The organism is Cedecea selenatireducens (genome assembly GCF_042138895.1).
Taxonomy (GTDB): domain Bacteria; phylum Pseudomonadota; class Gammaproteobacteria; order Enterobacterales; family Enterobacteriaceae; genus Cedecea; species Cedecea selenatireducens.
Window position 1 is genome coordinate 87,420 of record NZ_JBHIKW010000014.1, and the last position, 24,804, is coordinate 112,223.

The 24,804-nt window shown below is 54.6% G+C and carries 19 protein-coding genes; 10 read left to right on the forward strand and 9 right to left on the reverse strand.

Annotated elements, in window-relative coordinates:
- Window positions 1-193: 193 nt before the first annotated feature.
- Complete coding sequence (gene rpmE / locus ACE38U_RS19310) at window positions 194-409, forward strand: 50S ribosomal protein L31 (protein ID WP_016538934.1); 216 nt, start codon at window positions 194-196, stop codon at window positions 407-409.
- A gap of 64 nt (window positions 410-473) precedes the next feature.
- Here the strand turns inward: rpmE and fucR are convergent, their stop codons facing one another.
- From fucR to fucP, 5 genes are all read right to left on the reverse strand, one after another.
- A complete protein-coding gene (fucR, locus tag ACE38U_RS19315) occupies window positions 474-1,175 on the reverse strand; it encodes an L-fucose operon activator (protein ID WP_038477035.1) in 702 nt (233 codons plus the stop codon).
- A 63-nt stretch (window positions 1,176-1,238) separates the two neighbouring features.
- Entirely contained in the window at window positions 1,239-1,655 is a 417-nt protein-coding gene (fucU, locus tag ACE38U_RS19320; RefSeq protein WP_176981815.1) for an L-fucose mutarotase, read from the reverse strand.
- 1 nt (window position 1,656) lies between these two features.
- Window positions 1,657-3,120 carry an L-fuculokinase gene (fucK, locus tag ACE38U_RS19325; protein ID WP_375530376.1) on the reverse strand — a complete coding sequence of 488 codons (1,464 nt, stop codon included), beginning with the start codon at window positions 3,118-3,120 and terminating at the stop codon, window positions 1,657-1,659.
- Window positions 3,121-3,185: 65 nt separating this feature from the next.
- Window positions 3,186-4,976 (reverse strand): L-fucose isomerase, encoded by a 1,791-nt coding sequence (fucI, locus tag ACE38U_RS19330; RefSeq protein WP_375530377.1) that lies wholly within the window; start codon window positions 4,974-4,976, stop codon window positions 3,186-3,188.
- Window positions 4,977-5,030: 54 nt separating this feature from the next.
- The gene (fucP, locus tag ACE38U_RS19335) at window positions 5,031-6,347 is read right to left on the reverse strand and encodes an L-fucose:H+ symporter permease (protein ID WP_038483045.1); all 1,317 of its coding nucleotides are present in this window, start codon (window positions 6,345-6,347) and stop codon (window positions 5,031-5,033) included.
- Window positions 6,348-6,786: 439 nt separating this feature from the next.
- Here fucP and fucA point away from each other — a divergent pair, with 439 nt between their 5' ends.
- Together fucA and fucO are read left to right on the forward strand one after the other, a co-directional pair.
- On the forward strand, window positions 6,787-7,434 hold the full coding sequence (fucA, locus tag ACE38U_RS19340; protein ID WP_375530378.1) for an L-fuculose-phosphate aldolase: 648 nt from the start codon (window positions 6,787-6,789) through the stop codon (window positions 7,432-7,434).
- Between the two features lie 4 nt (window positions 7,435-7,438).
- Window positions 7,439-8,587 (forward strand): lactaldehyde reductase, encoded by a 1,149-nt coding sequence (fucO, locus tag ACE38U_RS19345; RefSeq protein WP_375530379.1) that lies wholly within the window; start codon window positions 7,439-7,441, stop codon window positions 8,585-8,587.
- A gap of 36 nt (window positions 8,588-8,623) precedes the next feature.
- On the opposite strand, the gene metJ is transcribed toward fucO, so the two are convergent.
- Entirely contained in the window at window positions 8,624-8,941 is a 318-nt protein-coding gene (metJ, locus tag ACE38U_RS19350) for a met regulon transcriptional regulator MetJ (RefSeq protein ID WP_008457553.1), read from the reverse strand.
- A gap of 276 nt (window positions 8,942-9,217) precedes the next feature.
- Between metJ and metB the strand changes: the two genes are divergently transcribed.
- The 3 genes from metB (at window position 9,218) to metF (ending at window position 13,939) form a co-directional block, all read left to right on the forward strand.
- The gene (gene metB, locus ACE38U_RS19355) at window positions 9,218-10,378 is read left to right on the forward strand and encodes a cystathionine gamma-synthase (RefSeq protein ID WP_375530380.1); all 1,161 of its coding nucleotides are present in this window, start codon (window positions 9,218-9,220) and stop codon (window positions 10,376-10,378) included.
- A gap of 2 nt (window positions 10,379-10,380) precedes the next feature.
- Window positions 10,381-12,813, forward strand: coding sequence for a bifunctional aspartate kinase/homoserine dehydrogenase II (locus tag ACE38U_RS19360; protein WP_038477017.1), 2,433 nt, complete (start codon window positions 10,381-10,383; stop codon window positions 12,811-12,813).
- Window positions 12,814-13,048: 235 nt separating this feature from the next.
- Window positions 13,049-13,939: a methylenetetrahydrofolate reductase gene (metF, locus tag ACE38U_RS19365; protein ID WP_038477014.1), complete on the forward strand. Its 891-nt coding sequence runs from the start codon at window positions 13,049-13,051 to the stop codon at window positions 13,937-13,939.
- A gap of 68 nt (window positions 13,940-14,007) precedes the next feature.
- Here metF and ACE38U_RS19370 read toward each other — a convergent pair whose 3' ends face one another.
- The 3 genes from ACE38U_RS19370 to argE form a co-directional block, all read right to left on the reverse strand.
- The gene (locus ACE38U_RS19370) at window positions 14,008-15,741 is read right to left on the reverse strand and encodes a phosphoethanolamine transferase CptA (protein WP_038477011.1); all 1,734 of its coding nucleotides are present in this window, start codon (window positions 15,739-15,741) and stop codon (window positions 14,008-14,010) included.
- A gap of 333 nt (window positions 15,742-16,074) precedes the next feature.
- Complete coding sequence (gene ppc / locus ACE38U_RS19375; protein WP_038477007.1) at window positions 16,075-18,726, reverse strand: phosphoenolpyruvate carboxylase; 2,652 nt, start codon at window positions 18,724-18,726, stop codon at window positions 16,075-16,077.
- Between the two features lie 235 nt (window positions 18,727-18,961).
- Window positions 18,962-20,113, reverse strand: coding sequence for an acetylornithine deacetylase (argE, locus tag ACE38U_RS19380; protein WP_038477004.1), 1,152 nt, complete (start codon window positions 20,111-20,113; stop codon window positions 18,962-18,964).
- A gap of 186 nt (window positions 20,114-20,299) precedes the next feature.
- Here argE and argC point away from each other — a divergent pair, with 186 nt between their 5' ends.
- The 4 genes from argC to argH all read left to right on the forward strand — a co-directional run bounded on the left by argC (window position 20,300) and on the right by argH (window position 24,797).
- A complete protein-coding gene (argC, locus tag ACE38U_RS19385) occupies window positions 20,300-21,304 on the forward strand; it encodes an N-acetyl-gamma-glutamyl-phosphate reductase (RefSeq protein ID WP_154188899.1) in 1,005 nt (334 codons plus the stop codon).
- Between the two features lie 16 nt (window positions 21,305-21,320).
- Entirely contained in the window at window positions 21,321-22,097 is a 777-nt protein-coding gene (gene argB, locus ACE38U_RS19390) for an acetylglutamate kinase (RefSeq protein WP_375530381.1), read from the forward strand.
- Window positions 22,098-22,127: 30 nt separating this feature from the next.
- A complete protein-coding gene (locus ACE38U_RS19395; protein ID WP_038476996.1) occupies window positions 22,128-23,345 on the forward strand; it encodes an argininosuccinate synthase in 1,218 nt (405 codons plus the stop codon).
- Window positions 23,346-23,423: 78 nt separating this feature from the next.
- Complete coding sequence (gene argH, locus ACE38U_RS19400) at window positions 23,424-24,797, forward strand: argininosuccinate lyase (protein ID WP_038476993.1); 1,374 nt, start codon at window positions 23,424-23,426, stop codon at window positions 24,795-24,797.
- Window positions 24,798-24,804: the final 7 nt, after the last annotated feature.

The window sequence follows — 24,804 nt, forward strand, 5'->3', positions numbered from 1 at the left end:
TGAAAAAAATGACGTATTAGTGTACACTGTGTGCTTCCAGAAATGCGGATCAGTTTGCACCGGCTGAGTAAGTTCTGTATGATTCGCCGCCTTTGATGCGCAGTTTTGGTATCGAAAAAACCTAATTTATTAACTTCGCGTGGTGTCTGGCGTTAGGGCTGGAAGAGCGACGCGGCCTTTACCGAGGTTTACCATGAAAAAAGATATCCATCCTAAATACGAAGAAATTACTGCAAACTGCTCTTGCGGTAATGTTATCAAAATCCGCTCTACTGCGGGTCACGACCTGAACCTGGACGTGTGCGGCGAATGCCACCCGTTCTACACTGGTAAGCAGCGTGATGTTGCTACCGGCGGCCGTGTTGATCGCTTCAACAAGCGCTTCAGCGTACCAGGCGCGAAAAAATAAGTTTCGCGAGCTGGAAAGAGAAAGGCGCCCTGGGCGCCTTTTTTGTTTCCGGTATTCCGTGGCACTACGGCTCGGAAATCACCTGCATCACGTTTTCCAGACTGCCGATTTTTATCTCTCCCGCCCGGTTCATCTTACTTTTATCAATCAGCAGTAAAGATTGCAGCGCACGCTTTAGCAGCAGAGACTTAAATTCAGCGTTATAGCGGTTGGAGTCCCACAGCGTCCCCTCTTTATCTATCCCCTCGCAGGAAAAAACAAACAGATCGATTTCCAACTCCTTAAGCTGCGAGACAATCGCCGGGTTAACATAGCAGGCGTATTTCCGCTGAAGCAGCCCGCCTGAACTGATCAGCTGAATGTGTTCTCGTTTCGACAGCTCCTGGCAAATACGCTCGCTATTAGTAAATACCGTGATATCAATATCCGGTAGCTGTTTAGCCAGATACCAGCAGGTGGAGCTGGCGTCGAGTGCGATCACCATCCCGTCATTAACCCACTGCAACGCCTGGCGGGCGATGTCGGCTTTACTGGTGTGGTGGCTTTTCAGGCGGGCATTAAAAGGATCGCCGCTATCACGATTTTCCCGCTTAATGCTTTTTGCGCACCCATGAAGGCGGATTATTTTCCCCTGGGTCTGTAAGGCGCTCAGATCCCGGCGAATAGTCTCTTTGCTGACGTGGAGCAGGCTGGCAAGCTCTTCGGTCGCCAACGTTTCGTGCTGGCGAATCAACTGGACGATGGCCTGGTGGCGAGCCGTTTTCATCCGCGTACTCCTCTGTAAATCGCCATGCGCACGTGAGCGCATGGCTGAATGAGGAGAATGAGACTACGGCGTCACGCCTTTTTTTAACAATATATTGCCGTATTTTGCCGTCTCACCTGTGATAACGATCGCAAAGGCTTTTTGCGCCCGTTCGTAAAACGCGAAACGGTCTATTCGGCGGATGCTAAGCCCGTCGATGGCCAACGCTGCCAGATAGCGCTCTTCAACGGATGAGTCCAGGCTGTCTCCCGCCACCGCCGCCATCATCACCAGCGGTGGCGCGTAGCTGTCCAGTTCAAATAAAGGCGCGATGGCAGCCAGCAGGGCGCTAACCTTCAGGCCATCGGCGCGGATCACCTGAGGCCCGAGGCTGTGGGCAGGGAAATGAGCATCGGAAAAAATGATTTCGTCACCGTGCCCCATTTCTGCCAGCGTTTTCAGCAGCGCCGGGGAGATAAGCGGAGAGATTGTTTTCAACACGTTATGCTCCTTCTAAAGCCTTATTGTTGCATCCGGACAGGGCGCGGTAGTCCACGCTTTGCTCGCCGGGATACCAGGTTTGATAGCGATATTCGACCTGCTGACGAGCCAGCTCCGGCGAGGCGTAATACTTCACGCCGCTCCAGGCGAACATCGCCGCGCCGAGCACGGTAGTTTCTGCATCACGCAGTACGTTGACGGGGAGATTAAGCACGTCTGCCTTGATTTGATTCCACAGGGCATTGCGGCTACCGCCGCCTACCAGCAGAAGCGATTTGGCTTTAAAGTCGCCTATCTTTTCCAGCACGGCCAGGTTTTGCTGGAGCTGCCAGCAGAGACCTTCGAGCGCAGAACGATAAAAATGGCCGCGGCTGGTGCTCAACCGCATACCTTGCCAGCCCGCAGTCGTTTGGCTTTCCAGCATTCGGCAGTTCATGCGCAGGCCTTCTGAACCCGGCGGTATGTCGCTGGCTTCGTCTATCATCTGTCGGTAAACATCAGGCAGCGTGTCATCACGCCAGTAAAGCTGGCGAATCCACTCCAGTACGCCGGAAGCCAGCCACTGTAGCCCCGGGTTAAACAGCTGCTGGCAGCTGTCCAGCTCGCAGGTTGAGCCGGTAAAACGAGGTAGCAGGGAAGTATTCACGCGCGGAGTTCGCACCATTAATATTTCCCAGGTGCCGGACGATAACACCGGCTGGTCCAGCTCAGCGCCGGAGCCAAACAGGGCGAACTGAGTATCGTGCCCGGCTGAAATAACGGGCACGCCTGCGGGAAGCCCCAGCCTCCCTGCGATACCCGGTAGCAAGTTGCCAATAAACTCCCCCGCCGAAACCATTCGCGGAAACAGCCTCTTCGGCAGGCCGGTTCGCTGGAGAATGGTGTCGCTGAACGTCCCGCTGCGTACATCCAGCAGCTGGCTTGTACCCGCCATCGTGCGGTCTGTAGTGAATTCACCGGTCAGCTTTTGGTTAATCAGCGATGAAATGAACAGCCAGGCATATGCTTTTTCCAGCAGTTCGGGGCGATTTTCTTTTAACCAGATAAGTTTATAGAGCGTGTTGAAACTGAACTGGCCAATGCCTGAAATGGTTTGCAGCTCGCCTGACGTGATGTAGCGATCGATCTTCTCCATCACGGCAGTCGTTCTTGGGCATTTCCAGCTGATAATCGGATAAACCAGTTCACCCTTGCTGTCCACCAGGGCTCCGTCCACGCCGAATGTCGTTACGGTAAGCGCGCGAACGGCGTAGCCGTGAAGCCGGGGGATAATCTGGCGGCAGCAAAAAGTGAAGCGCTGCAAAATGTCGTCGAGCGACCAGATTTGCCAGTCGCTATGTTCGGCGCCGGGCTGGCTGGAATTTGGGGTTGAGGCTCTGGCGACGACCGTGCCTTTAGTATCCACGGCGATGGCGCGAACGTTGGTTGCGCCGCAGTCCAGAACAATCACCACATCATGATTCATAATGGCTCCTTCAATGGGATCATGCGCCTCCCCGGCACGCTCATCGCGGCGGGGAGGCGCTGCGCTTATTTTTTATAAAGCGGGCCATAGTTCTGGCAGGCGCGATAATCCTGGCCTTCGACATCCATACCGTGCGCCCCCCACGCGGAAGGGCGATAAATTGCCTCGTCCGGCAGGTTATGCATACAAACCGGAATACGCAGCATTGACGCCAGGGTAATTAAATCCGCCCCGACGTGGCCGATAGTCAGCACGCCGTGGTTCGCGCCCCAGTTCGCCATCACAGAATAAACATCGGTAAAAGGGCCTTTGCCCGTAAGACGTGGCGCAAACCAGGTCGTTGGCCAGGTTTCGTTGGTGCGTTTATCCAGCGTGTCGTGCATCGCTTTTGGTAGCTCCACGCTCCAGCCTTCGGCGATTTGCAGCACCGGACCAACGCCTTTGATGAGGTTGACGCGGGACAGGGTGAACGGCACGCCGCCGCGGGTCAGGAAGCCCGACGAGAAGCCACCCCCGCGGAAGTATTCATGAATTGCCGGGTACCACTCTGTCGCTTTCAGGCAGGCATCCGCTTCTTTCTGACTGATTTGCCAGTGCGGTTTGATTGTCGGTTTGCCCTGCTCATCCAGCTGCTGGCATGTGCCGTCCAGCGCCGCAGAGCCTGAGTTGATCAGGTGAATAATCCCGTGCTCTGCCTGGCCGGTCAGTTCGCTGCCGGTAACGCGTTTCACCGCTTCCGGCGACCAGTAGGTTCGCACGTCGGCAAAGACCTGCGCCGTACCCGTCAGCATGTGGCCGAACAGCATCGCCACGCCGTTCAGGCTATCGTTTTCGGTGGCAACAACAAACGGTTTGCGCACGCCATTCCAGTCGAAGGAGCTGTTGAGCAGGGCTTCGGCGGTATCGCCGTTGGGATATTGATCGGTCCAATGCCGCTGGCCCTGGAAGCCGGCCGCGATGGCATTGTAGCCCAGGGACTCCTCGACAAACCCCTTTTGCACCAGCTTCTGATTACCCTGCATCATGTCGCGAATACACATCGCCATTAGCAAGCTTTCCCGCAGTATGGCGCGGCTGCTTTCCGGCGAGCGGCGATACTGTTCGGCGTTAAGATCCGGGCCAAAGCGGAAGTGGTTATCTGCCCAGCTCAGCGCCAGCTCCAGTTCCTGCTCGTCGTAAATTTTCTGATCAATACGGCGGCGCAGCTCGGTCATATCCACGGCCTGGACTTTCATGCCGAGCCAGGACTCAAAGAAGTTGTGATCGACAATCGATCCGGCGATCCCCATAGAAACGCCGCCCAGCGACAGATAGCTTTTACCTTTCAGATGAGCCACTGCCAGCCCCGCCCGGGCGAAACGCAGCAGTTTCTCTTCGACATCTGGCGGAATACTGTTGTCGCCTTCGTCCTGCACATCGTGACCATAAATGGAAAATGCCGGGATGCCTTTCTGAGCGTGAGCCGCCAGCGCGGCAGCCAGATAAACCGCACCAGGGCGTTCCGTACCGTTAAAACCCCAGATAGCTTTTGGGCGGTCAGGGGCCATATCGATGGTTTCGCTGCCATAACACCAGCACGGGGTGACGGTGATTGTCAGCCCAACGTTTTGGCTGCTGAACTTATCTTCACAGGCGGCAGACTCGGCCATTCCGGCAATGCAGCTATCGGCAATGACGCACTCCACCGGCGCACCGCACGGATGGCGCAGCCGTTCGCTCAGCAGGTGGGCTGTCGCCAGCGCCATGTTCATGGTCTGTTCTTCCAGCGATTCACGGACGCCCAGGCGTCGGCCGTCTATTGTCGGGCGGATACCAATTTTCGGGAGCGGTTTTACGGAATACTGTTGGCTTTTCATTCGTTTTCCTCACGGTTAATCGGATAACAAAACGGGTTGATATTCATCGTGCGGCTAGCTGGCTATCGCCGGGGTTGCCCCAGATTTGAATTTGGCAAAGATGAAAACAATGGCGAAGCAGATCGCCGGGATGATTTCAGCGGTAGGGAGGTTATTGGCGGCATCGCTGACAAAGCCCATTAACGGGGTGACCACTCCACCGCCTACAATGCCCATCACGATAATTGACGAGCCGTATTTGGTGTCCTGACCGAGGTTTTTGATGCCGAGCGAAAAAATGGTCGGGTACTGAATCGACATGAACAGGCTACAGAGCGTAAGGGCAATCAGCCCGATATGCCCTCCGGCGACGGCAGAAATAATGCAAAGCACCATGGAGATAAATGCGTAAATCGCCAGCACTTTATTCGGGGACTGACGGCGGATAAGCCACGTACCGGTGAAACGACCGATGAAGAAGCAAACCATAGTGGCGGTAAGGTAGTTGGCGGCAAAACCCGGCGTGGTGCCCGGTATTTCCTCGATGGCATAGCGGATCAGGTAGCTCCAGCAGGCCGTTTGTGCGCCGACATAGCAGAACTGTGCCAGCACGGACCAGCGCCAGTGGCGAATACGTAACAAGCGTGAAACCGAAGACAGCAACGAACCGCTGTCGTCGTCGTGCGTATCGCTCTGTATTGTTGGAAAGCGGGTTAGGGCAATCAGTAGCGCGACGATGACGACCACGGCCACAATTATCATGTACGGAGACTGCACGGCGTGTACCAGGCTGCGGTTATAGGCCTCAAGCTGGACCGGCGTCATGTGCTTAAGAACGTCAGACGACTGATGCGGGACATGAGAAAGAATCAGCCCTTGCCCAAACACCACGGCTATAATTGCGCCGAAGGAATTAAAAGTCTGCGCCAGATTAATTCGGAAATGACCTGTTTTCTCCGGCCCTAATACAGTTACAAACGGATTGGCCGCGGTTTCTAAACAGCCAAGTCCGGCAGCGATAATAAATAATCCGATCAGAAAGAGGGTGTAATTCATACCCTGTGCAGCAGGCCAGAACAGCGCTGCGCCAATGGCATAAAATAGTAGCCCGGTAATGATCCCGGCTTTATAACTGAGCTTCTTCATTAGCATTCCGGCCGGAATGGGAATCAGGAAATAGCCGAAATAGAATGAGGACTGGATCAGCCCCGCCTGAAAATTATTTAGCATGAATGCCTGCTGGAATTGCGGCAATAGAATATCGTTAAGGTTGTTAGCAACGGCCCATAAGAAAAACAATGAACAGAGCAAAGCAAAGGGCAAGAGATAGCTTCCTTTAGGCTCATTGCTGTCAACGAGATAGGTCTGTGACTGGATGGATACGTTTCCCATAGCGCCCTCATCAGGAGTGGAGGAGATAATCGTGCCGCCATTCTTAGAACAAAAAACGCCGGAAAATTTGAATTCAGTCACATTGAAGATTCCCGACAAATGAACTGTGAGCCTTATCACTTTAATCAACCTATAAACATGCCCGTTTGAAACGAAAAGTGATTTAAACAGCCAGCGTAAATGACCGATTTATTATTTTTTATTTGAAACAGGCAGATGTTAATTAAATATTTAACAACTGACCGTTTTTATATTTATTCAATCAAAACGGACATTTTAATTTTTTGTATAACGGGGGTGAGGGCGTAATTGGCACAATTGTGTTGACGCCCATCACATATTTCTTGACTGAAAATGAACGGTCCTTAGCAGCGCATGATGATAACTCGCAGATATTCACTTCTTTTATTAAATCCATTCACTGGATAAAGAGGAAAAAATGGAAAGAGATTCACTGGCGCGCAGCATTATTTCTACCTGCCTGGAGATGACAAGGCTTGGGCTTAATCAGGGAACGGCGGGCAACGTTAGCGTGCGCTACCGGGACGGTATGCTGATAACGCCGACGGGTATTTCCTACGAAACGTTAACCCCTTCCCACATCGTTTATGTGGATGCCGGGGGCAAGCATGAAGAGGGAAAAATCCCGTCCAGCGAGTGGCGCTTCCATCAGATGGCCTATCAAACCCGGCCCGATGCTAATGCCGTGGTGCATAACCACGCGGTTCACTGTACGGCCGTTTCTATTCTTAATCGCCCGATCCCGGCTATTCATTACATGATTGCCGCTGCGGGTGGGAATACGATCCCCTGCGCCCCTTACGCGACTTTCGGCTCTAAAAAGCTCTCGGAATATGTGGCGATAGCGCTGAAAAATCGTAAGGCTATCTTGCTGCAACATCACGGCATGATTGCCTGTGAAATCAACTTGCAAAAGGCGCTGTGGCTGGCGCACGAAGTGGAAGTGCTCGCCCATCTCTATCTCGCTACTTTGGCTATCAACGACCCGGTTCCCGTGCTTTCTGAAGCGGAAATTGCCACCGTGCTTGAGAAATTCAAAACCTACGGCCTGCGTGTAGAGGAGTAACACCATGACAAACCGCATGATATTAAATGAGACCTCGTGGTTTGGCCGGGGGGCGATTAACGAACTGATCCCGGAGGTGCGGCGTCGTGGCTATCGCAAAGCGTTAATTGTTACGGATGCGAGGCTTATAGCCTGCGGCACGGTGGCTAAGGTTACCGCCGGCCTGGATCGGGCCGGTTTTCCTTATAAGGTCTTTGATGGCGTTATCCCCAACCCGACAATCAGCGTGGTGAAGCAGGGACTGACAGCCTTCAGGCAATCGGAGGCGGATTATCTTATCGCGATTGGCGGGGGGTCGCCGCAGGACACTTGTAAAGCCATCGGGATAATCATTAATAACCCCGAATTTGAAGACGTTCGCAGCCTGGAAGGCGTAGCTGCGACTCAGCGCGCGTGCGTGCCGATTATGGCGATTCCGACCACGTCGGGTACGGCAGCAGAAGTGACTATCAACTACGTCATTACCGATGAAGAAAAGCGGCGTAAATTTGTCTGTGTTGACCCTCACGACATCCCGCTGGTTGCCTTTATTGATGCAGACATGATGGATGGAATGCCTGCTGCGCTAAAAGCGGCGACGGGTGTGGATGCGCTTACGCACGCCATCGAAGGGTTTATCACTATGGGAGCGTGGGAGTTGACAGATGTTTTACATCTTAAAGCGATTGAGATTATTGCCCGTTCGCTGCGCGCGTCCGTTGCCGGAAAACCGGAGGCGGTAGAGTCGATGGCGCTGGGGCAATATATCGCCGGGATGGGGTTTTCCAATGTAGGGCTGGGGCTGGTTCACGGCATGGCCCATCCACTGGGGGCGTTTTATAACACTCCCCACGGCGTGGCGAACGCCATTCTGCTGCCGCATGTGATGCGTTATAACGCTGCTTTTACCGGGGACAAATATTCCCGTATTGCACAGGCAATGGGTGTTGATGTGGCAACCGCTACGCTGGAGCAGACTCGAAATTTAGCGATACGGGCCGTGGAGGCACTAAACAGGGATGTGGGTATTCCCGCAAAACTACGGGAGGCTGGCATGCGTGAGGCGGATATTCCGGCGCTGGCGCAGGCCGCGCTGGAAGATGTTTGTACCGGCGGTAACCCGCGAAAAGCGACCTTTGAGGAGATAGTCGGGCTTTATCGTCAGGCTTATTAAATGACAAAGGCACCCGAGGGTGCCTTTGCTCAAGCCTTAATATTCCCACGTATCCGGATCGATCCCCAGTTCACGCATGATGACCTTGGCATCTTCCGGAATCTCATCGCTGCGTTCTTTACGCAGGTCAGCATCGTTCGGCAGCGGTTGGCCGGTGAACGCGTGCAGAAAAGCTTCACACAGCAGTTCACTGTTGGTCGCATGACGCAGGTTATTCACCTGGCGACGCGTGCGCTCGTCGGTGAGGATCTTCAACACTTTCAGAGGAATGGAAACCGTAATTTTCTTTACTTGTTCACTCTTCTTGCCGTGCTCAGCGTAGGGGCTGATATATTCGCCGCTCCATTCAGCCATGAGATACCTTAATCCTCTTAATCTATGAAAATGTGCCAAAGCCGGGTGAATCCACGGCGTTGACGATTATCTCTTTTAGTGTACAGCGTAGGATAACCCTTTCCTGAGCGCGAAACTCAGACGCATACACTCTAAAACGCATAATTTTAACGGCTATTTGTCTTTTGCTCAATCTATACGCAAAGAGGTTTAGATGTCCAGATGTATTGACGTCTATACTGCGGTTGTTTACTCTGAGGCCTGACTTTTATTCGACCAGCAAGGATCGGGCACACCATGACGCGTAAACAGGCAACCATAGCAGTTCGTAGCGGTTTGAATGATGACGAGCAGTACGGCTGCGTCGTTCCACCTATCCACCTGTCCAGCACCTATAACTTTACCGGCTTCAACGAGCCGCGCGCCCATGACTATTCGCGTCGCGGTAACCCAACGCGTGACGTTGTGCAGCGGGCGCTGGCGGAGCTGGAGGGCGGCACGGGCGCGGTGTTAACCAATACCGGAATGTCGGCGATCCACCTGGTGACTACCGTATTTCTGAAGCCCGGCGACCTGCTGGTTGCGCCTCATGACTGCTATGGTGGCAGCTATCGCCTGTTTGATAGTCTTGCAAAACGTGGGGCCTATCGCGTTTTATTCGTCGATCAGAACGATGAAGAAGCTTTAAAATCTGCGCTGGCGGAAAAACCTAAGCTGGTATTGGTAGAAAGTCCAAGTAATCCATTGTTGCGCGTCGTGGATATTGCGAAAATCTGCGCCGCGGCGCGTGAAGCCGGTGCGGTTAGCGTGGTGGATAACACCTTCCTGAGCCCGGCGCTGCAAAATCCGTTGGCGCTGGGGGCTGACCTGGTCCTGCACTCGTGCACCAAATACCTTAACGGCCACTCTGATGTGGTTGCCGGCGTGGTGATTGCGAAGGATCCGGCGACTGTCACCGAGTTGGCATGGTGGGCGAATAACATTGGCGTCACCGGCGGCGCATTCGACAGCTATCTGCTGCTGCGCGGCCTGCGTACCCTGTCGCCACGTATGGAGGTGGCTCAGCGCAATGCCCAGGCAATTGTTGAGTTCCTCAGGCAGCAACCGCTGGTGAAAAAGCTGTATCATCCTTCACTGCCGGAAAATCAGGGCCACGAAATCGCCGCTCGTCAGCAAAAAGGGTTTGGCGCGATGCTGAGTTTTGAGCTGGACGGCGACGAGCAAACGCTGCGTCGTTTCCTGAGTGCCCTGTCGCTGTTTACTCTGGCGGAATCGCTGGGTGGCGTGGAAAGTTTGATTTCACACGCCGCAACCATGACCCATGCGGGCATGGCTCCGGAGGCGCGCGCCGCCGCCGGTATTTCTGAGACGCTGCTGCGCGTTTCAACAGGTATAGAAGATAGTGAAGATTTAATTGCCGATCTGGAAAATGCCTTCCGGGTCGCTGCCGAGGGGTAAGCATGAGTGTTTCAGCACCAGCAGGGACGCCGGTTCGTCAACTGCACAAGTTTGGGGGCAGCAGTCTTGCCGATGTGAAGTGTTACCTGCGCGTGGCGGGTATCATGACCGAGTATTCCAGACCGGGTGACATGATGGTGGTTTCGGCCGCCGGCAGTACCACTAACCAGTTGATCAACTGGCTCAAGCTGAGCCAGAGCGACAGGCTTTCCGCGCATCAGGTGCAGCAAACGCTGCGCCGCTATCAGAGCGATCTTATTGGCGGCCTGCTGCCGCCGGACGTTGCCGATGGCCTGATTGCCGATTTTATCCACGACCTTGAGCGCCTTGCCGGACTGCTGGACGGCAAAATGACCGATGCGGTTTACGCAGAGGTGGTTGGGCACGGCGAGGTCTGGTCGGCACGTCTGATGTCTGCCGTCCTGAACCAACTTGGTGTTGAAGCCGCGTGGCTGGACGCCCGTGATTTTATGCGTGCTGAACGAGCTGCTCAGCCGCAGGTTGATGAGGGCCGTTCCTGGCCACTGCTGCAAAACTTGCTTGCCCAGCATCCGAATAAACGGCTGGTTGTCACGGGCTTTATTTGCAGCAACGAGGCGGGCGAAACCGTTCTGCTGGGACGTAACGGTTCTGACTACTCTGCGACGCAAATTGGCGCGCTGGCCGGCGTTTCCCGTGTCACTATCTGGAGTGACGTTGCCGGTGTGTACAGCGCCGACCCGCGTAAGGTTAAAGATGCCTGCCTGCTGCCGCTCCTGCGTCTTGATGAAGCTAGCGAACTGGCTCGCCTTGCCGCCCCGGTTTTGCACGCTCGTACCTTGCAGCCCGTATCCGGGAGCGATATCGACCTTCAGCTGCGCTGCAGCTATTCGCCTGAGCAGGGCTCTACGCGAATTGAGCGCGTGCTGGCCTCCGGCACCGGCGCACGTATTGTCACCAGTCACGACGATGTCTGCCTGATCGAGTATCAGGTGCCGTCGCATCAGGACTTTAAGCTGGCGCAAAAAGAGCTGGATCTGATCCTCAAGCGTGGCCAGGTACGCCCGCTGTCGATTGGCGTACATCCTGACCGTAACCTGCTTCAGCTTTGCTACACCTCTGAAGTTGCAAACAGCGTGCTGTTGCTTCTCCAGGACGCCGGTTTGCAGGGTGAACTGCGTCTGCGGGAAGGCCTGGCACTTGTGGCGATGGTGGGGGCGGGCGTTTGTCGTAACCCGCTGCATAGCCACCGCTTCTGGCAGCAGCTAAAAGATCATCCCGTCGAGTTTATCTGGCAGTCGGAAGACGGCATTAGCCTGGTGGCCGTGCTGCGCGTTGGTCCAACGGAGAGCCTGATTCAGGGCTTACATAAGTCGCTGTTTCGTGCTGAAAAACGTATTGGTTTGATGCTATTCGGAAAAGGCAATATCGGCTCCCGCTGGCTTGAGCTTTTTGCCCGTGAGCAGGAAGTTCTCTCTGCCCGTACCGGCTTTGAGTTTGTGCTTGCCGGCGTGGTTGATAGCAGCCGTAGCCTGCTGAACTATGAAGGGCTGGATGCCAGCCGCGCGTTGGCCTTCTTCAATGACGAGGCCGTCCAGCAGGATGAAGAGTCGCTGTTCCTGTGGATGCGCGCTCACCCTTACGATGATTTAGTGGTGCTGGACGTGACCGCCAGCGAGCAGCTTGCGGATCAGTATCTCGACTTCGCCAGCCACGGCTTCCACGTGATCAGCGCCAATAAGCTGGCCGGCGCGGGAAATGGCCATAAGTATCGCCAGATTCGCGATGCGTTTGAGAAAACGGGGCGCCACTGGCTGTACAACGCGACGGTAGGAGCCGGGCTTCCGGTTAACCACACCGTGCGTGACCTGCGCGATAGCGGTGATGCCATTTTGGCTATTAGCGGTATTTTCTCCGGGACGCTCTCATGGCTGTTCCTGCAGTTTGACGGCACCGTGCCGTTTACCGAGCTGGTGGATCAAGCCTGGCAGCAGGGGCTGACCGAGCCGGATCCGCGCGTTGACCTTTCTGGTAAAGACGTGATGCGTAAGCTGGTGATCCTTGCCCGCGAAGCGGGTTATGACATCGAGCCGGATCAGGTTCGGGTGGAATCTCTGGTACCTTCAGGCTGTGAAGGTGGCTCCATCGACCACTTCTTTGAAAATGGCGATGAGCTGAACGAGCAAATGCTGCAACGGCTGGAGGCCGCGCAGGAAATGGGGCTGGTGCTGCGCTACGTGGCTCGTTTTGATGCGAACGGCAAGGCGCGCGTTGGCGTTGAAGCCGTGCGTGCAGAGCATCCGCTTGCCGCTCTGCTGCCGTGCGATAACGTCTTCGCGATTGAAAGCCGTTGGTACCGTGATAACCCGCTGGTAATTCGCGGACCTGGCGCCGGCCGCGACGTGACGGCCGGGGCAATCCAGTCTGATTTGAACCGCCTGGCACAGCTGCTGTAGTTGCTTTTCCCCGCACTCTCTTCCTCCCGGAGGAGAGTGCGTTTTCCTGCAAGCCTTCCTTTCTACCCCCTCCTGAAAAAAATTCATCTTGAGTGAGAATTCCTCCACTTTCTGTGGTGATATTTCTGTTGACGCATTGGCGCTTTTCCGTCATCTTTCTATCCAGACGTCTAAACGTCTGGGTGGCAACGGGTGCAATAACACACAATAATGATGCGATTGATGAGGTAAGGGTATGAGCTTTTTTCACGCCAACCAGCGGGAAGCGCTGAATCAGAGTCTGGCCGAAGTGGCGGGGCATATTAACGTTTCCTTTGAGTTTTTCCCGCCGCGCACCAGTGAAATGGAACAAACCCTGTGGAAGTCAATCGACAGACTGAGCAGCCTGAAACCTCAGTTTGTCTCCGTGACCTACGGCGCAAACTCCGGTGAACGAGACCGTACCCACAGCATTATTAAAGGCATAAAAGATCGCACCGGCCTTGAGGCGGCTCCGCATCTCACCTGTATTGATGCGACACGCGATGAACTTCGCGCTATTGCGCAGGACTACTGGAACAGTGGTATCCGCCATATCGTTGCGCTGCGGGGCGATCTACCGCCTGACAGCGGAAAACCGGATATGTATGCCTCTGACTTAGTGGCTCTGCTGAAGGAAGTCGGCGACTTTGATATTTCCGTTGCGGCCTACCCGGAAGTACACCCCGAAGCCAAAAGTGCCCAGGCGGATTTACTTAACCTGCGTCGTAAAATTGAAGCCGGGGCTAACCGCGCGATTACTCAATTCTTCTTTGATGTTGAAAGTTATCTTCGCTTCCGCGACCGCTGTGCCGCGACCGGAATTGATGTTGAGATCATCCCTGGCATCCTGCCGGTATCTAACTTCAGACAGGCGAAGAAATTTGCCGACATGACTAACGTACGCATTCCTTCATGGATGGCGCAGATGTTTGAAGGTTTGGACAACGACGCAGAAACACGCCAGCTGGTTGGGGCGAATATCGCGATGGATATGGTCAAGATACTCAGCCGTGAAGGCGTGAAGGATTTCCATTTCTACACGCTGAACCGGGCGGAAATGAGCTATGCGATTTGCCACACTTTAGGTGTTCGTCCGGCGCTGTAACCGTTTATTTTCGATAAAAAAAGCCCCGCTTACATACGCGGGGCTTTTTGCTTAACTGGAAAAAGACGTTACTGATTGCCTACCTGCTCGCTGTAAGGCAGCGAGTCGTAATCCCTTAACGCGTTTTTCTCATACGGGTTACCAATCCAGCGGGTTGCTTCTACAAACTGCGGGCTGGCGATGGCTCGCGTTGCATCGTAGCCGTCGTAGGTTAAACCGGCCAAATCAGACCAGGTATGAATCAGTTCTGAGCTGCTGTACTTCCGGTTTATATCGCCCGAGAAGTCACGCGGATGAGCCTGCTGCCAGGTCGGTGACGTCCAGACAATAAACGGTATGGTGTACATATGACGCGTTGGGTTGCTTTCGTTACGACCCTGCGTCTGGTGCGGTGGCGTATCGTAAACCTCTTCCCCATGGTCTGAGAAATAGAGCAGGAAACCGTTAGGGTCGCTGGCTTTGTAGTCTTTGATCAGCGTGGAAACCACATGGTCGTTAAACAGGTTGGCGTTATCGTAGCTGTTGTAGGCTTCTTGCTGATCTTTGCTCAAACCTGCAGGTAAATCATCGGTTTTACCGTCAAACTTGCCCCAGTTTTCCGGGTAGCGGAAGTCGTAGCGAATATGCGTACCCAGCAAATGCACGATAATGAACTTCTTCGGCGCCGGGTCTGCCAGCACCTCTTTAAACGGTGCCAGGACGTTAGTGTCGTATTCGCGTGCGCTCTGCGTACGCTGCTGATTCATATAATATTGCTTGTCGGTCTGCCTTGAGAACACCGTCAGCATCGTGTTGCGCTCGGTCATTGTCTGCTGGTTGGTTATCCAGAACGTTTTGTAACCGGCCTGCTTCATCAGGTTCATCAGCGAAGGTTTGGTCAGATAAAGGTCCGGATCTTTCTCGTCCGCAAACGTCAGCGCCTGCTGCAGAATTTCGATGGTGTAAGGACGTGACGTGACGACGTTGTTAAACACCGTCATTTGCGGGTCGGTCTTGTGCAGCTCGTCCAGTTCAGGCGTTGTCTGGCGGTGATAGCCATAAAGGCTCATACGGCCACGCTGTGTCGACTCGCCAATCACCAGCACTAAGGTGCGCGGCGCGTTGCCGGAGGCATCTTTCAGGTTAGCCAAAGGCGGCAGCGCGTTGTTGGAATTGAGCATGCTGTTCAGGCTGTCCAACTGCTGGCGGTACTCGGTATAGGCGACGATAAACTGCCACGGTGCCGCTGGCTCAAGGCGAGAAGAAATACTTGAGAACGAGTCGCCGATGCTGCGTTTGTTAATGAGCCACTCTTTGCCGACCGGGTTAAGCACCAGACCAAACAGGATGGCGAAGGAGACCAGCCAGCGCCATGGATTTGGAATATAAACCGGGCGCAAGCGTGTCCAAAGCAGGATTGCCACCAGAGTATAGGCCAGCGTAATCAACAACAGCTTCAGGCTAAAATACTGGCTTAGGTATTCGCTGGCTTCGTTGGCGTTTGTCTCGAACATCACAAACAGAACGCTTTGTGAGAACTCCTGTCCGTAAACAACGTAATAGCCGAGAGCCGCAATCGAAGCTGCCCACAGAACGACGCCGATAGCGGCGGCGATAATGCGCGTACGCTGTGGGAACAGAAAGACGGGAATAAACCACAGGGAGCTGAACAGCAGGGAATCACGCAGCCCCGTTGTACCGCTGTATCCTGTTGATAATATGGCAATCTGCAGAACCGATGAAAAATACCAAAAATAAAGTAAAACCCATCCAAGGGCTTTAATGCTGAACTTGCGTTCAGGCGGGTTCGATGTGAAGTGCATTCTCTTGCCTGTGCTAAAAAATTATCATTAACCGTAATGAGAAAACCTTAAGTAAGCCTTAGTTATGGACGCTACGGTGGCTTTTATTGACGAAAAAAGCCACCCGTAAACGAGTGACTTTTGCGCACAATATAGGAAATGTGTCTGGATAATGACAGCGGAATTTGGAGCTTGTTCCACAACGATTTACGGTGGCTCTACTTTTGCATGTTTATTGTCTTTTTATTTAAGAAGAATAAATAGTTAAGGCAAATTGCAATAATGATGAGCCTTTTAATTAGCCTGCAATGAAAAACCCCGCCGAAGCGGGGTTTAGAGGTAGTTAATAAAGAATTAACCGGTATTACGCATCCCGGCGGCAACGCCGGCGATGGTGACCATCAGGGCTTGTTCTACACGGGCATCAGGTTCTTCGCCTTTCTCTTCCGACTGACGTGAGCGGTGTAGCAGCTCGGCCTGCAGGACGTTCAGCGGGTCGGTGTAGATATTACGTAGGGTGATAGACTCGGCAATCCACGGTAAATCTTCCATCAGGTGCGAGTCATTGGCGATGTCCAGCACGACCTTGATGTCGGCTTCGAGCTGGTCACGAAGCTGTTTACCCAGCTTCCACAACTCGGGCTTCACCAGGCGCTGATCGTAGTATTCCGCCAGCCACAGGTCTGCTTTCGCAAATACCATCTCCAGCATACCGAGGCGAGTGGAGAAGAACGGCCAGTCGCGGCACATTGTTTCCAGTTCGCTTTGTTTCCCTTCCTCCACCACTTTTTGTAGTGCAGCACCGGCTCCCAGCCAGGCAGGCAGCATCAGGCGGTTCTGGGTCCAGGCGAAGATCCACGGAATGGCGCGCAGAGATTCTACGCCGCCGTTTGGACGGCGTTTTGCCGGGCGAGAGCCCAATGGAAGTTTGCCCAATTCCAGCTCCGGCGTTGCGGAACGGAAATACGGCACGAAGTCTTCGTTTTCCCGAATATAGCCGCGATACATCTCGCATGAGGTGGCCGAAAGTGAATTCATAATCTGGATCCACTCTTTCTTCGGCTCCGGCGGCGGCAGCAGGTTAGCTTCAAGAATGGCGCTGGTGTAAAGCGACAGGCTGCTGATGGTGATTTCCGGCAGGCCGTATTTGAAGCGGATCATCTCGCCTTGCTCAGTCACACGCAGGCCGCCCTTCAGGCTTCCCGGTGGCTGTGAAAGCAGGGCCGCGTGAGCAGGTGCACCGCCACGGCCGATAGATCCGCCGCGTCCGTGGAACAGCGTCAGGGCAATCCCTGCTTTCTCGCAGGTTTTGATCAGGGCATCCTGCGCTTCGTATTGCGCCCAGGATGCAGCCATTACGCCCGCATCTTTCGCCGAGTCAGAATAGCCAATCATGACCATCTGCTTGCCCTGGATAAAGCCGCGGTACCAGTCAATGTTCAGCAACTGGGTCATTACGTCGTCGGCGTTATTCAGGTCGTCCAGGGTTTCAAACAGCGGCGCAACCGGCAGGGCGAAAGTACAACCGGCTTCTTTAAGAAGCAGGTGAACGGCCAGCACGTCGGACGGCGTTTTGGCCATCGAAATAACGTAGGCAGCGATAGAACCACGCGGGGCTTCGGCGACCACTTTACAGGTTTCCAGCACTTCGCGGGTATCCGCGCTTGGTTCCCACTGGCGGGGCAGCAGAGGGCGCTTGGAATTCAGTTCGCGGATCAGGAAGGCTTGTTTGTCGGCCTCTGACCAGCTTTCGTAATCACCGATGCCAATATAGCGAGTCATTTCGCCCAACGCTTCGCTGTGGCGAGTACTTTCCTGGCGGATATCAATGCGTACCAACGGCACGCCGAAGCATTTCACGCGGCGCAGGGTATCCAACAGCTGTCCGTTGGCGATAATCCCCATCCCGCAGGCCTGCAGCGATTGATAACAGGCATAGAGCGGGTCCCAGAGCTGCTCGTTTTGAATGAGCAGACCTTCAGGTTTGGGCAGGCGCTGACCTTTCAGACGGGCTTCAAGCCATGCCTGAGTGGCAAGCAGCTGCTGGCGCAGCCCTTTCATGATGTGACGATAAGGTTCCTGGCCCGCATCCGGTCCTGCCAGCTCGCTCAGCTCCGCCGTACATTCCACCATCGACAGCTCTGAAACCAGCACCGCAATATCGCGCAGGAACAGGTCAGTGGCTTTCCAGCGGCTAAGCAGCAGGACGTGACGGGTGATTTCGGAGGTGACGTTCGGGTTACCGTCGCGGTCACCGCCCATCCAGGAGGTGAAACGTACCGGTACGAAGTCCACCGGCAGCTTGTAGTTCAGGTTCTCTTCGAGCTGCTCGTTAAGCTCGCGCAGGTAGTTTGGTACGCCTTCCCAGAGGCTGTTTTCCACCACCGCAAAGCCCCATTTGGCTTCGTCGACGGGAGAAGGGCGATGTTTACGGATTTCGTCGGTATGCCAGGCCTGAGCAACAAGCTGGCGCAGGCGGCGCATTATCTGGTTACGCTCGTAGTCGGCGAGATCGCTGTGGTCGAGTTGCTTCAGGCAACTGTTCACTTCGACCAATTTGTGAATCAGGGTACGGCGGGTGATTTCCGTAGGGTGAGCGGTAAGCACCAGCTCCAGAGAGAGGGACTCAACGGCTTCACGAATTGCGGCTTCGCTGATGTCTGGCTGATTTTTTAATTTTTGCAGCGTTTTGGCGATAACTTCCGGGTTACTGACCGCTTCGCCCGTCGCGGAGATGCTGTGGTACTGCTCTGCGGTGTTGGCAAGATTAAGGAACTGGCTAAAAGCACGGGCGACGGGGAGCAGTTCATCATTTGAGAGGTTCTGCAGCGTGCTCAGCAGCTCCTGACGATGGGCTTCATTACCGGCGCGGGAGGACTTGGATAACTTACGGATCGTTTCTACGCGGTCAAGAATGTTCTCCCCCAGCGCATCTTTGATGGTATCTCCGAGCAGTTTTCCGAGCATGCTGACATTACTTCGCAAAGCAGAATAGCGTTCGTTCATATGACTCCAGCCCAATCTATTATGTAACTTAATTTCACCCGTGAAGGTTCAACACCGCCTTTTATAAAGCCACGTCGTTAACCATTCGTCAATTGCTACGAAATCGTTTCAGCAAACGAAGAAATGACGCGAATTTATGAAATTTAATTACCAACTTCGCTCATAAGCGTTTCTTATAAGAATAGCGATAAATCCAGATTAAAAAGGGGGTAAAACCCCCTTTCACCGCGATTTATTAATGCCAGCAAAAATGATGCACCACCTGAGTAATTAATTCCCGGGTCGGCTTAATAAAGCGTGTATCAATGTATTCATCCGGCTGGTGTGCCTGGTTGATAGAGCCAGGGCCAAGGACCAGCGTAGGGCATACGGTCTGGATAAACGGTGCTTCGGTGCAGTAGTTCACCACTTCCGTTTGTGCACCCAGCAGCTTCTCGACGACCTGGACGAGCTGGTGGTCCGGAGGGCATTCGTAGCCTGGAATCGGCGGATGCAGTTCCGAAATTGTCACACGGCCGGGCCAGCGCTGGCTCACCGGCTCTAATGCTTCGGTCAGTAAACCGTTCAGATCGTTTAATGTCATGCCCGGCAACGGGCGAATGTCCATGTGAAGTTCGCAACACGCACAAATGCGATTTGCTGCGTCGCCGCCGTTGATATGGCCCAGGTTAAGGGTCGGATACGGCACGGTGAAAGCGTCGTGGTGGTAGCGGTCCTTCAGTGTGTTTCGTAGCGTGAGGATATGGCCAATCGCGTCATGCATCAGCTCAATCGCATTCACGCCCCGCGCCGGATCGCTCGAGTGGCCGGACTGCCCGAGAATGCGGATGGCATTCGACAAGTGACCCTTGTGCGCGCGTACCGGCTGTAAAGACGTCGGTTCACCGATGATGGCGCAGTCCGGGCGCAGAGCCGTTGTTTCAGAGAAATAGCGGGCCCCCGCCATGGTGGTTTCTTCGTCGGCCGTGGCCAGGACGTAGAGCGGCTTTTTCAGGGTTGTCACATCCACGTCGCGCAGCGCATCCAAAATAAACGCGAAGAAACCTTTCATATCGGCGGTGCCCAGGCCGTAAAGCTTGTTGTCGTGCTCGGTCAGGGTAAACGGGTCACGCGTCCAGCGGCCATCGTCAAACGGCACGGTATCGGTATGCCCCGCCAGCAGCAGGCCGCCAGCGCCCTGGCCGCTGCTTGCCAGCATATTGAATTTATTGCGTGTGCCCGGAACGGGCTGAATTTCGACGTTAAAACCGAGATCGCGGAACCAACCTGCGAGTAAATTGATTAAAGACTCATTGCTTTGGTCCAGCGCGCTGTCGGTGGCGCTGATGGAAGGTGTCGCGATCAGGGCGCGGTAGATGTCGATAAAAGGGGGTAATTTCATCTTCACTGTTGACAGGCCTTAGGTTAGGATAGTATCAATATTCATGCAGTAATTATGAATAAAAATACAATAACGTTGAGCGTAAAGGAACAGTTAAGCGTTCCGGTGAATAAAAAACCACGCTAACGGACGTGGGTGAAAGCGTCAGGCTTGCACTCTGAGCAGACCGAAAAGACAAGGTGAACGACCCAGATGTTGAATACGCTGATTGTGGGTGCAAGCGGTTATGCAGGCGCAGAGCTTGTGAGCTATTTGAATCGCCATCCTGATATGAACATAACCGCTTTGACGGTTTCAGCGCAAAGTTCAGATGCAGGTAAATTGATATCTGATTTGCATCCGCAATTAAAGGGGATTGTCGATCTGCCGCTGCAGGCGATGTCCGACATCAGCGAGTTTAGCGAAGGCGTGGACGTGGTATTCCTGGCCACCGCTCATGAAGTTAGCCACGACCTGGCCCCGCAGTTCCTTGCTGCCGGCTGCGTAGTTATCGATCTCTCCGGTGCGTTTCGCGTTAACGATCCGGCGTTTTATGAACGTTATTACGGTTTTACCCATCAGCATCCTGAGCTGCTGGAAAAGGCGGTTTATGGCCTGGCAGAGTGGCAGGCCGATAAGCTGAAAGAGAGCAATTTAATTGCGGTGCCGGGCTGTTATCCGACGGCGTCTCAGCTGGCGCTGAAGCCGCTGATCGACGCCGATCTGCTGGATTTGAGCCAGTGGCCGGTGATCAACGCCACCAGTGGCGTAAGCGGTGCCGGGCGCAAGGCGGCGATTTCCAACAGCTTCTGCGAAGTTAGCCTGCAGCCCTATGGCGTGTTTAATCATCGTCATCAGCCCGAAATTGCCACCCATCTTGGTGCGTCGGTCATTTTCACCCCGCACCTCGGCAATTTCCCGCGCGGCATTCTGGCGACCATTACCTGCCGCCTGAAGGCGGGCGTAACGCAGCAGCAAATCGCTGAGACGTTTAGCCAGGCCTACGGCGACAAGCCGCTGGTTCGCCTGTATGAAAAAGGCGTGCCGGCGCTCAAAAATGTGGTTGGCCTGCCGTTCTGCGACATCGGATTTGCCGTGCAGGATGAGCACCTGATTGTCGTTGCCACCGAGGATAACCTGCTGAAAGGTGCCGCGGCGCAGGCAGTACAGTGTCTTAATATTCGTTTTGGCTTCGCCGAAACGCAGTCTCTTATTTAACCGTCTGTCGGGTGAAATGATGAATCCTTTAATTATCAAATTAGGCGGCGTACTGCTGGATAGCGAAGAAGCGCTGGAGCGCCTGTTTGCCGCGCTGGTGAACTATCGTCAGTCCCATCAGCGCCCGCTGGTTATTGTTCACGGCGGCGGTTGCCTGGTGGATGAGCTGATGAAAAAGCTGGCGCTGCCGGTGGAAAAGAAAAATGGCCTGCGCGTTACGCCTGCCGACCAGATTGACATTATTACCGGTGCGCTGGCGGGTACGGCTAACAAGACGCTGCTGGCGTGGGCAAAGAAGCACGGCATTAACGGCGTCGGCCTGAGCCTCGGCGACGGGGATAGCGTCACGGTGACCCAGCTTGACGAAGCGTTGGGCCACGTCGGTCTGGCTAAACCGGGTTCGCCAAAACTGATTAATACCCTGCTGGAAAACGGCTTCCTGCCGATTGTTAGCTCCATCGGCGTGACCGCGGAAGGCGAGCTGATGAACGTGAATGCGGACCAGGCAGCGACAGCGCTTGCCGCCACGCTCGGCGCGGACCTGATTCTGCTCTCAGACGTGAGCGGTATCCTGGACGGTAAAGGCCAGCGCATTGCCGAGATGACGGCGGCCAAAGCCGAGCAGCTGATTCAGCAGGGCATTATTACCGACGGCATGATAGTGAAAGTGAACGCGGCGCTGGATGCGGCCCGTACTCTGGGACGTCCGGTGGATATCGCCTCATGGCGCCACGCGGATCAGCTACCCTCTTTATTCAACGGCGTGGCTATTGGCACCCGGATTCTGGCATAGACAAAGAATAGTTTTAACAAGGACAAGACAATGCAAAATCACGGCATCAAAAAAATCGTTCTCGCATACTCTGGCGGCCTCGACACTTCAGCCATCATTCCATGGCTGAAAGAGAACTACGGCGGCTGCGAAGTTGTCGCCTGCGTGGTGGATATCGGCCAGGATCGTGAAGATCTGAAAGGCGTTGAGCAGAAAGCGCTGCGCTCCGGGGCTACTGAGTGCTACGTCGTGGATGCGCGTGAAGAGTTTATCAGCGACTATGTTTACCCTGTGCTGCAGACCGGCGCGCTGTATGAAGGCAGCTACCTGCTCGGTACGTCTATGGCGCGTCCGCTGATCGCTAAGGCGCTGGTAGATGTAGCGAACAAAGTGGGCGCTGATGCGCTGTGCCACGGTGCGACCGGTAAAGGTAACGACCAGGTGCGTTTCGAATCCACCTGGGCCGCGCTGGCTCCACATCTGAAGGTTGTTGCGCCATGGCGTGAGTGGAACCTGCGTTCCCGTGAAGCGCTGCTCGACTACCTGAAAGAGCGTGACATCCCGACCACCGCCTCACTGGAAAAAATCTACAGCCGTGACGAAAACGCATGGCACATTTCCACCGAAGGCGGCGTGCTGGAAAGCCCGTGGAATGCCCCGAACAAAGATTGCTGGGTGTGGACCGTTGACCCGCAGGAAGCGCCGGACCAGGCCGAGCAGGTGACCGTTACCGTTAAGCAGGGCAAAGTGGTTGCCGTTAACGGCGAAGCGATGAGCCCGTTCAAATGTTTGGAAACCCTGAATGCGATTGGCTCTAAGCACGGTATTGGCCGTATCGATATCGTAGAAAACCGTCTGGTGGGCATAAAGTCCCGTGGCTGCTATGAAACCCCAGGGGGCACGATTATTATGGCCGCGCTGCGTGGCGTTGAGCAGCTGGTGCTGGATCGTGATTCCTTCAAATGGCGTGAGCAGCTGGGCCTCGAAATGTCCTACGTCGTGTACGATGGCCGCTGGTTTGCACCGCTGCGTAAATCTCTGCAGGCCTCTGCCGAGTCGCTGGCGGAAGAAGTGAACGGTGAAGTAGTGCTGCAGCTATATAAAGGCCAGGTGACGGCGATTCAGAAAAAATCACCGAACAGCCTGTATAGCGAAGAATTTGCGACCTTTGGCGAAGATGAAGTTTACGATCACAGCCATGCCGGCGGCTTTATCCGTCTGTTCTCGCTCTCTTCTCGTATCCGTGCGCTGAACGAACTTAAGAAGTAATTTTTACCCTCACTCTTTCCCTGGACAGGGAGTGGGTGAGGGGCAAACGAATATTAATATGATGAATGGAGCATGACTATGGCACTTTGGGGTGGGCGTTTTACTCAGGCAGCCGATCGGCGGTTTAAGCAATTCAATGACTCTTTGCGCTTTGACTATCGCTTAGCTGAGCAAGACATCGTAGGTTCCGTCGCCTGGTCCAAAGCGCTGGTCACCGTGGGCGTGCTGACCGAAGCTGAGCAGCAGCAGCTCGAGCAGGCTCTGAAAGTTTTGCTGGAAGAAGTACAGGCCAATCCGCAGGCGATTCTGGAAAGCGACGCGGAAGATATTCACAGCTGGGTGGAAGGCAAGCTTATCGATAAAGTCGGTACGCTGGGTAAAAAACTCCATACCGGCCGTAGCCGCAACGACCAGGTCGCTACCGACCTGAAACTGTGGTGCAAAATGCAGGTTAGCGAACTGCTGGCGGCCACTCGCCAGGTTCAGCAGGCGCTGATTGAAACCGCCGAAGCGAACCAGGATGCCGTGATGCCGGGCTATACGCACCTGCAGCGTGCGCAGCCGGTGACTTTTGCTCACTGGTGCCTGGCCTACGTTGAGATGCTGGCTCGCGACGAAAGTCGTTTACAAAGCACCTTGCAGCGCCTCGATGTAAGCCCCTTGGGTAGCGGTGCGCTGGCCGGCACGGCCTATGAGATTGACCGTGAGCAGCTGGCTGGCTGGTTAGGTTTTGCTTCTGCGACCCGCAACAGTCTCGACAGCGTATCTGACCGCGACCACGTGCTGGAACTGCTGTCCAACGCTTCTATCGGCATGGTTCATCTGTCCCGTTTTGCAGAAGACCTGATCTTCTTCAATACCGGAGAAGCCGGTTTTGTTGAGCTGTCCGATCGCGTGACTTCCGGTTCTTCGCTGATGCCGCAGAAGAAAAACCCGGATGCGCTGGAGCTGATCCGCGGCAAGTGTGGCCGCGTGCAGGGCGCGCTGACAGGCATGATGATGACCCTGAAAGGCCTGCCGCTGGCGTATAACAAAGATATGCAGGAAGACAAAGAAGGGTTATTCGACGCGCTCGATACCTGGCTCGACTGCCTGCATATGTCGGTGCTGGTGCTGGACGGCATTCAGGTTAAACGTCCGCGTTGCCAGGAAGCTGCCGAGCAGGGCTATGCCAATGCCACCGAACTGGCGGATTACCTGGTCGCCAAAGGCGTACCGTTCCGTGAAGCCCACCACATTGTCGGTGAGGCCGTCGTTGAAGCGATCCAACAAGGTAAAGCCCTGGAAGCCTTAGCCCTGGCCGATCTGCAGAAATTCAGTGCGGTCATTGGCGAAGACGTTTATCCGATCCTGTCGCTGCAATCCTGTCTCGACAAACGCGCCGCGAAAGGCGGCGTTTCTCCGAAGCAGGTTGCTCTGGCTATCGCTGACGCCAAACAGCGCCTGGTCTAATCCCCTC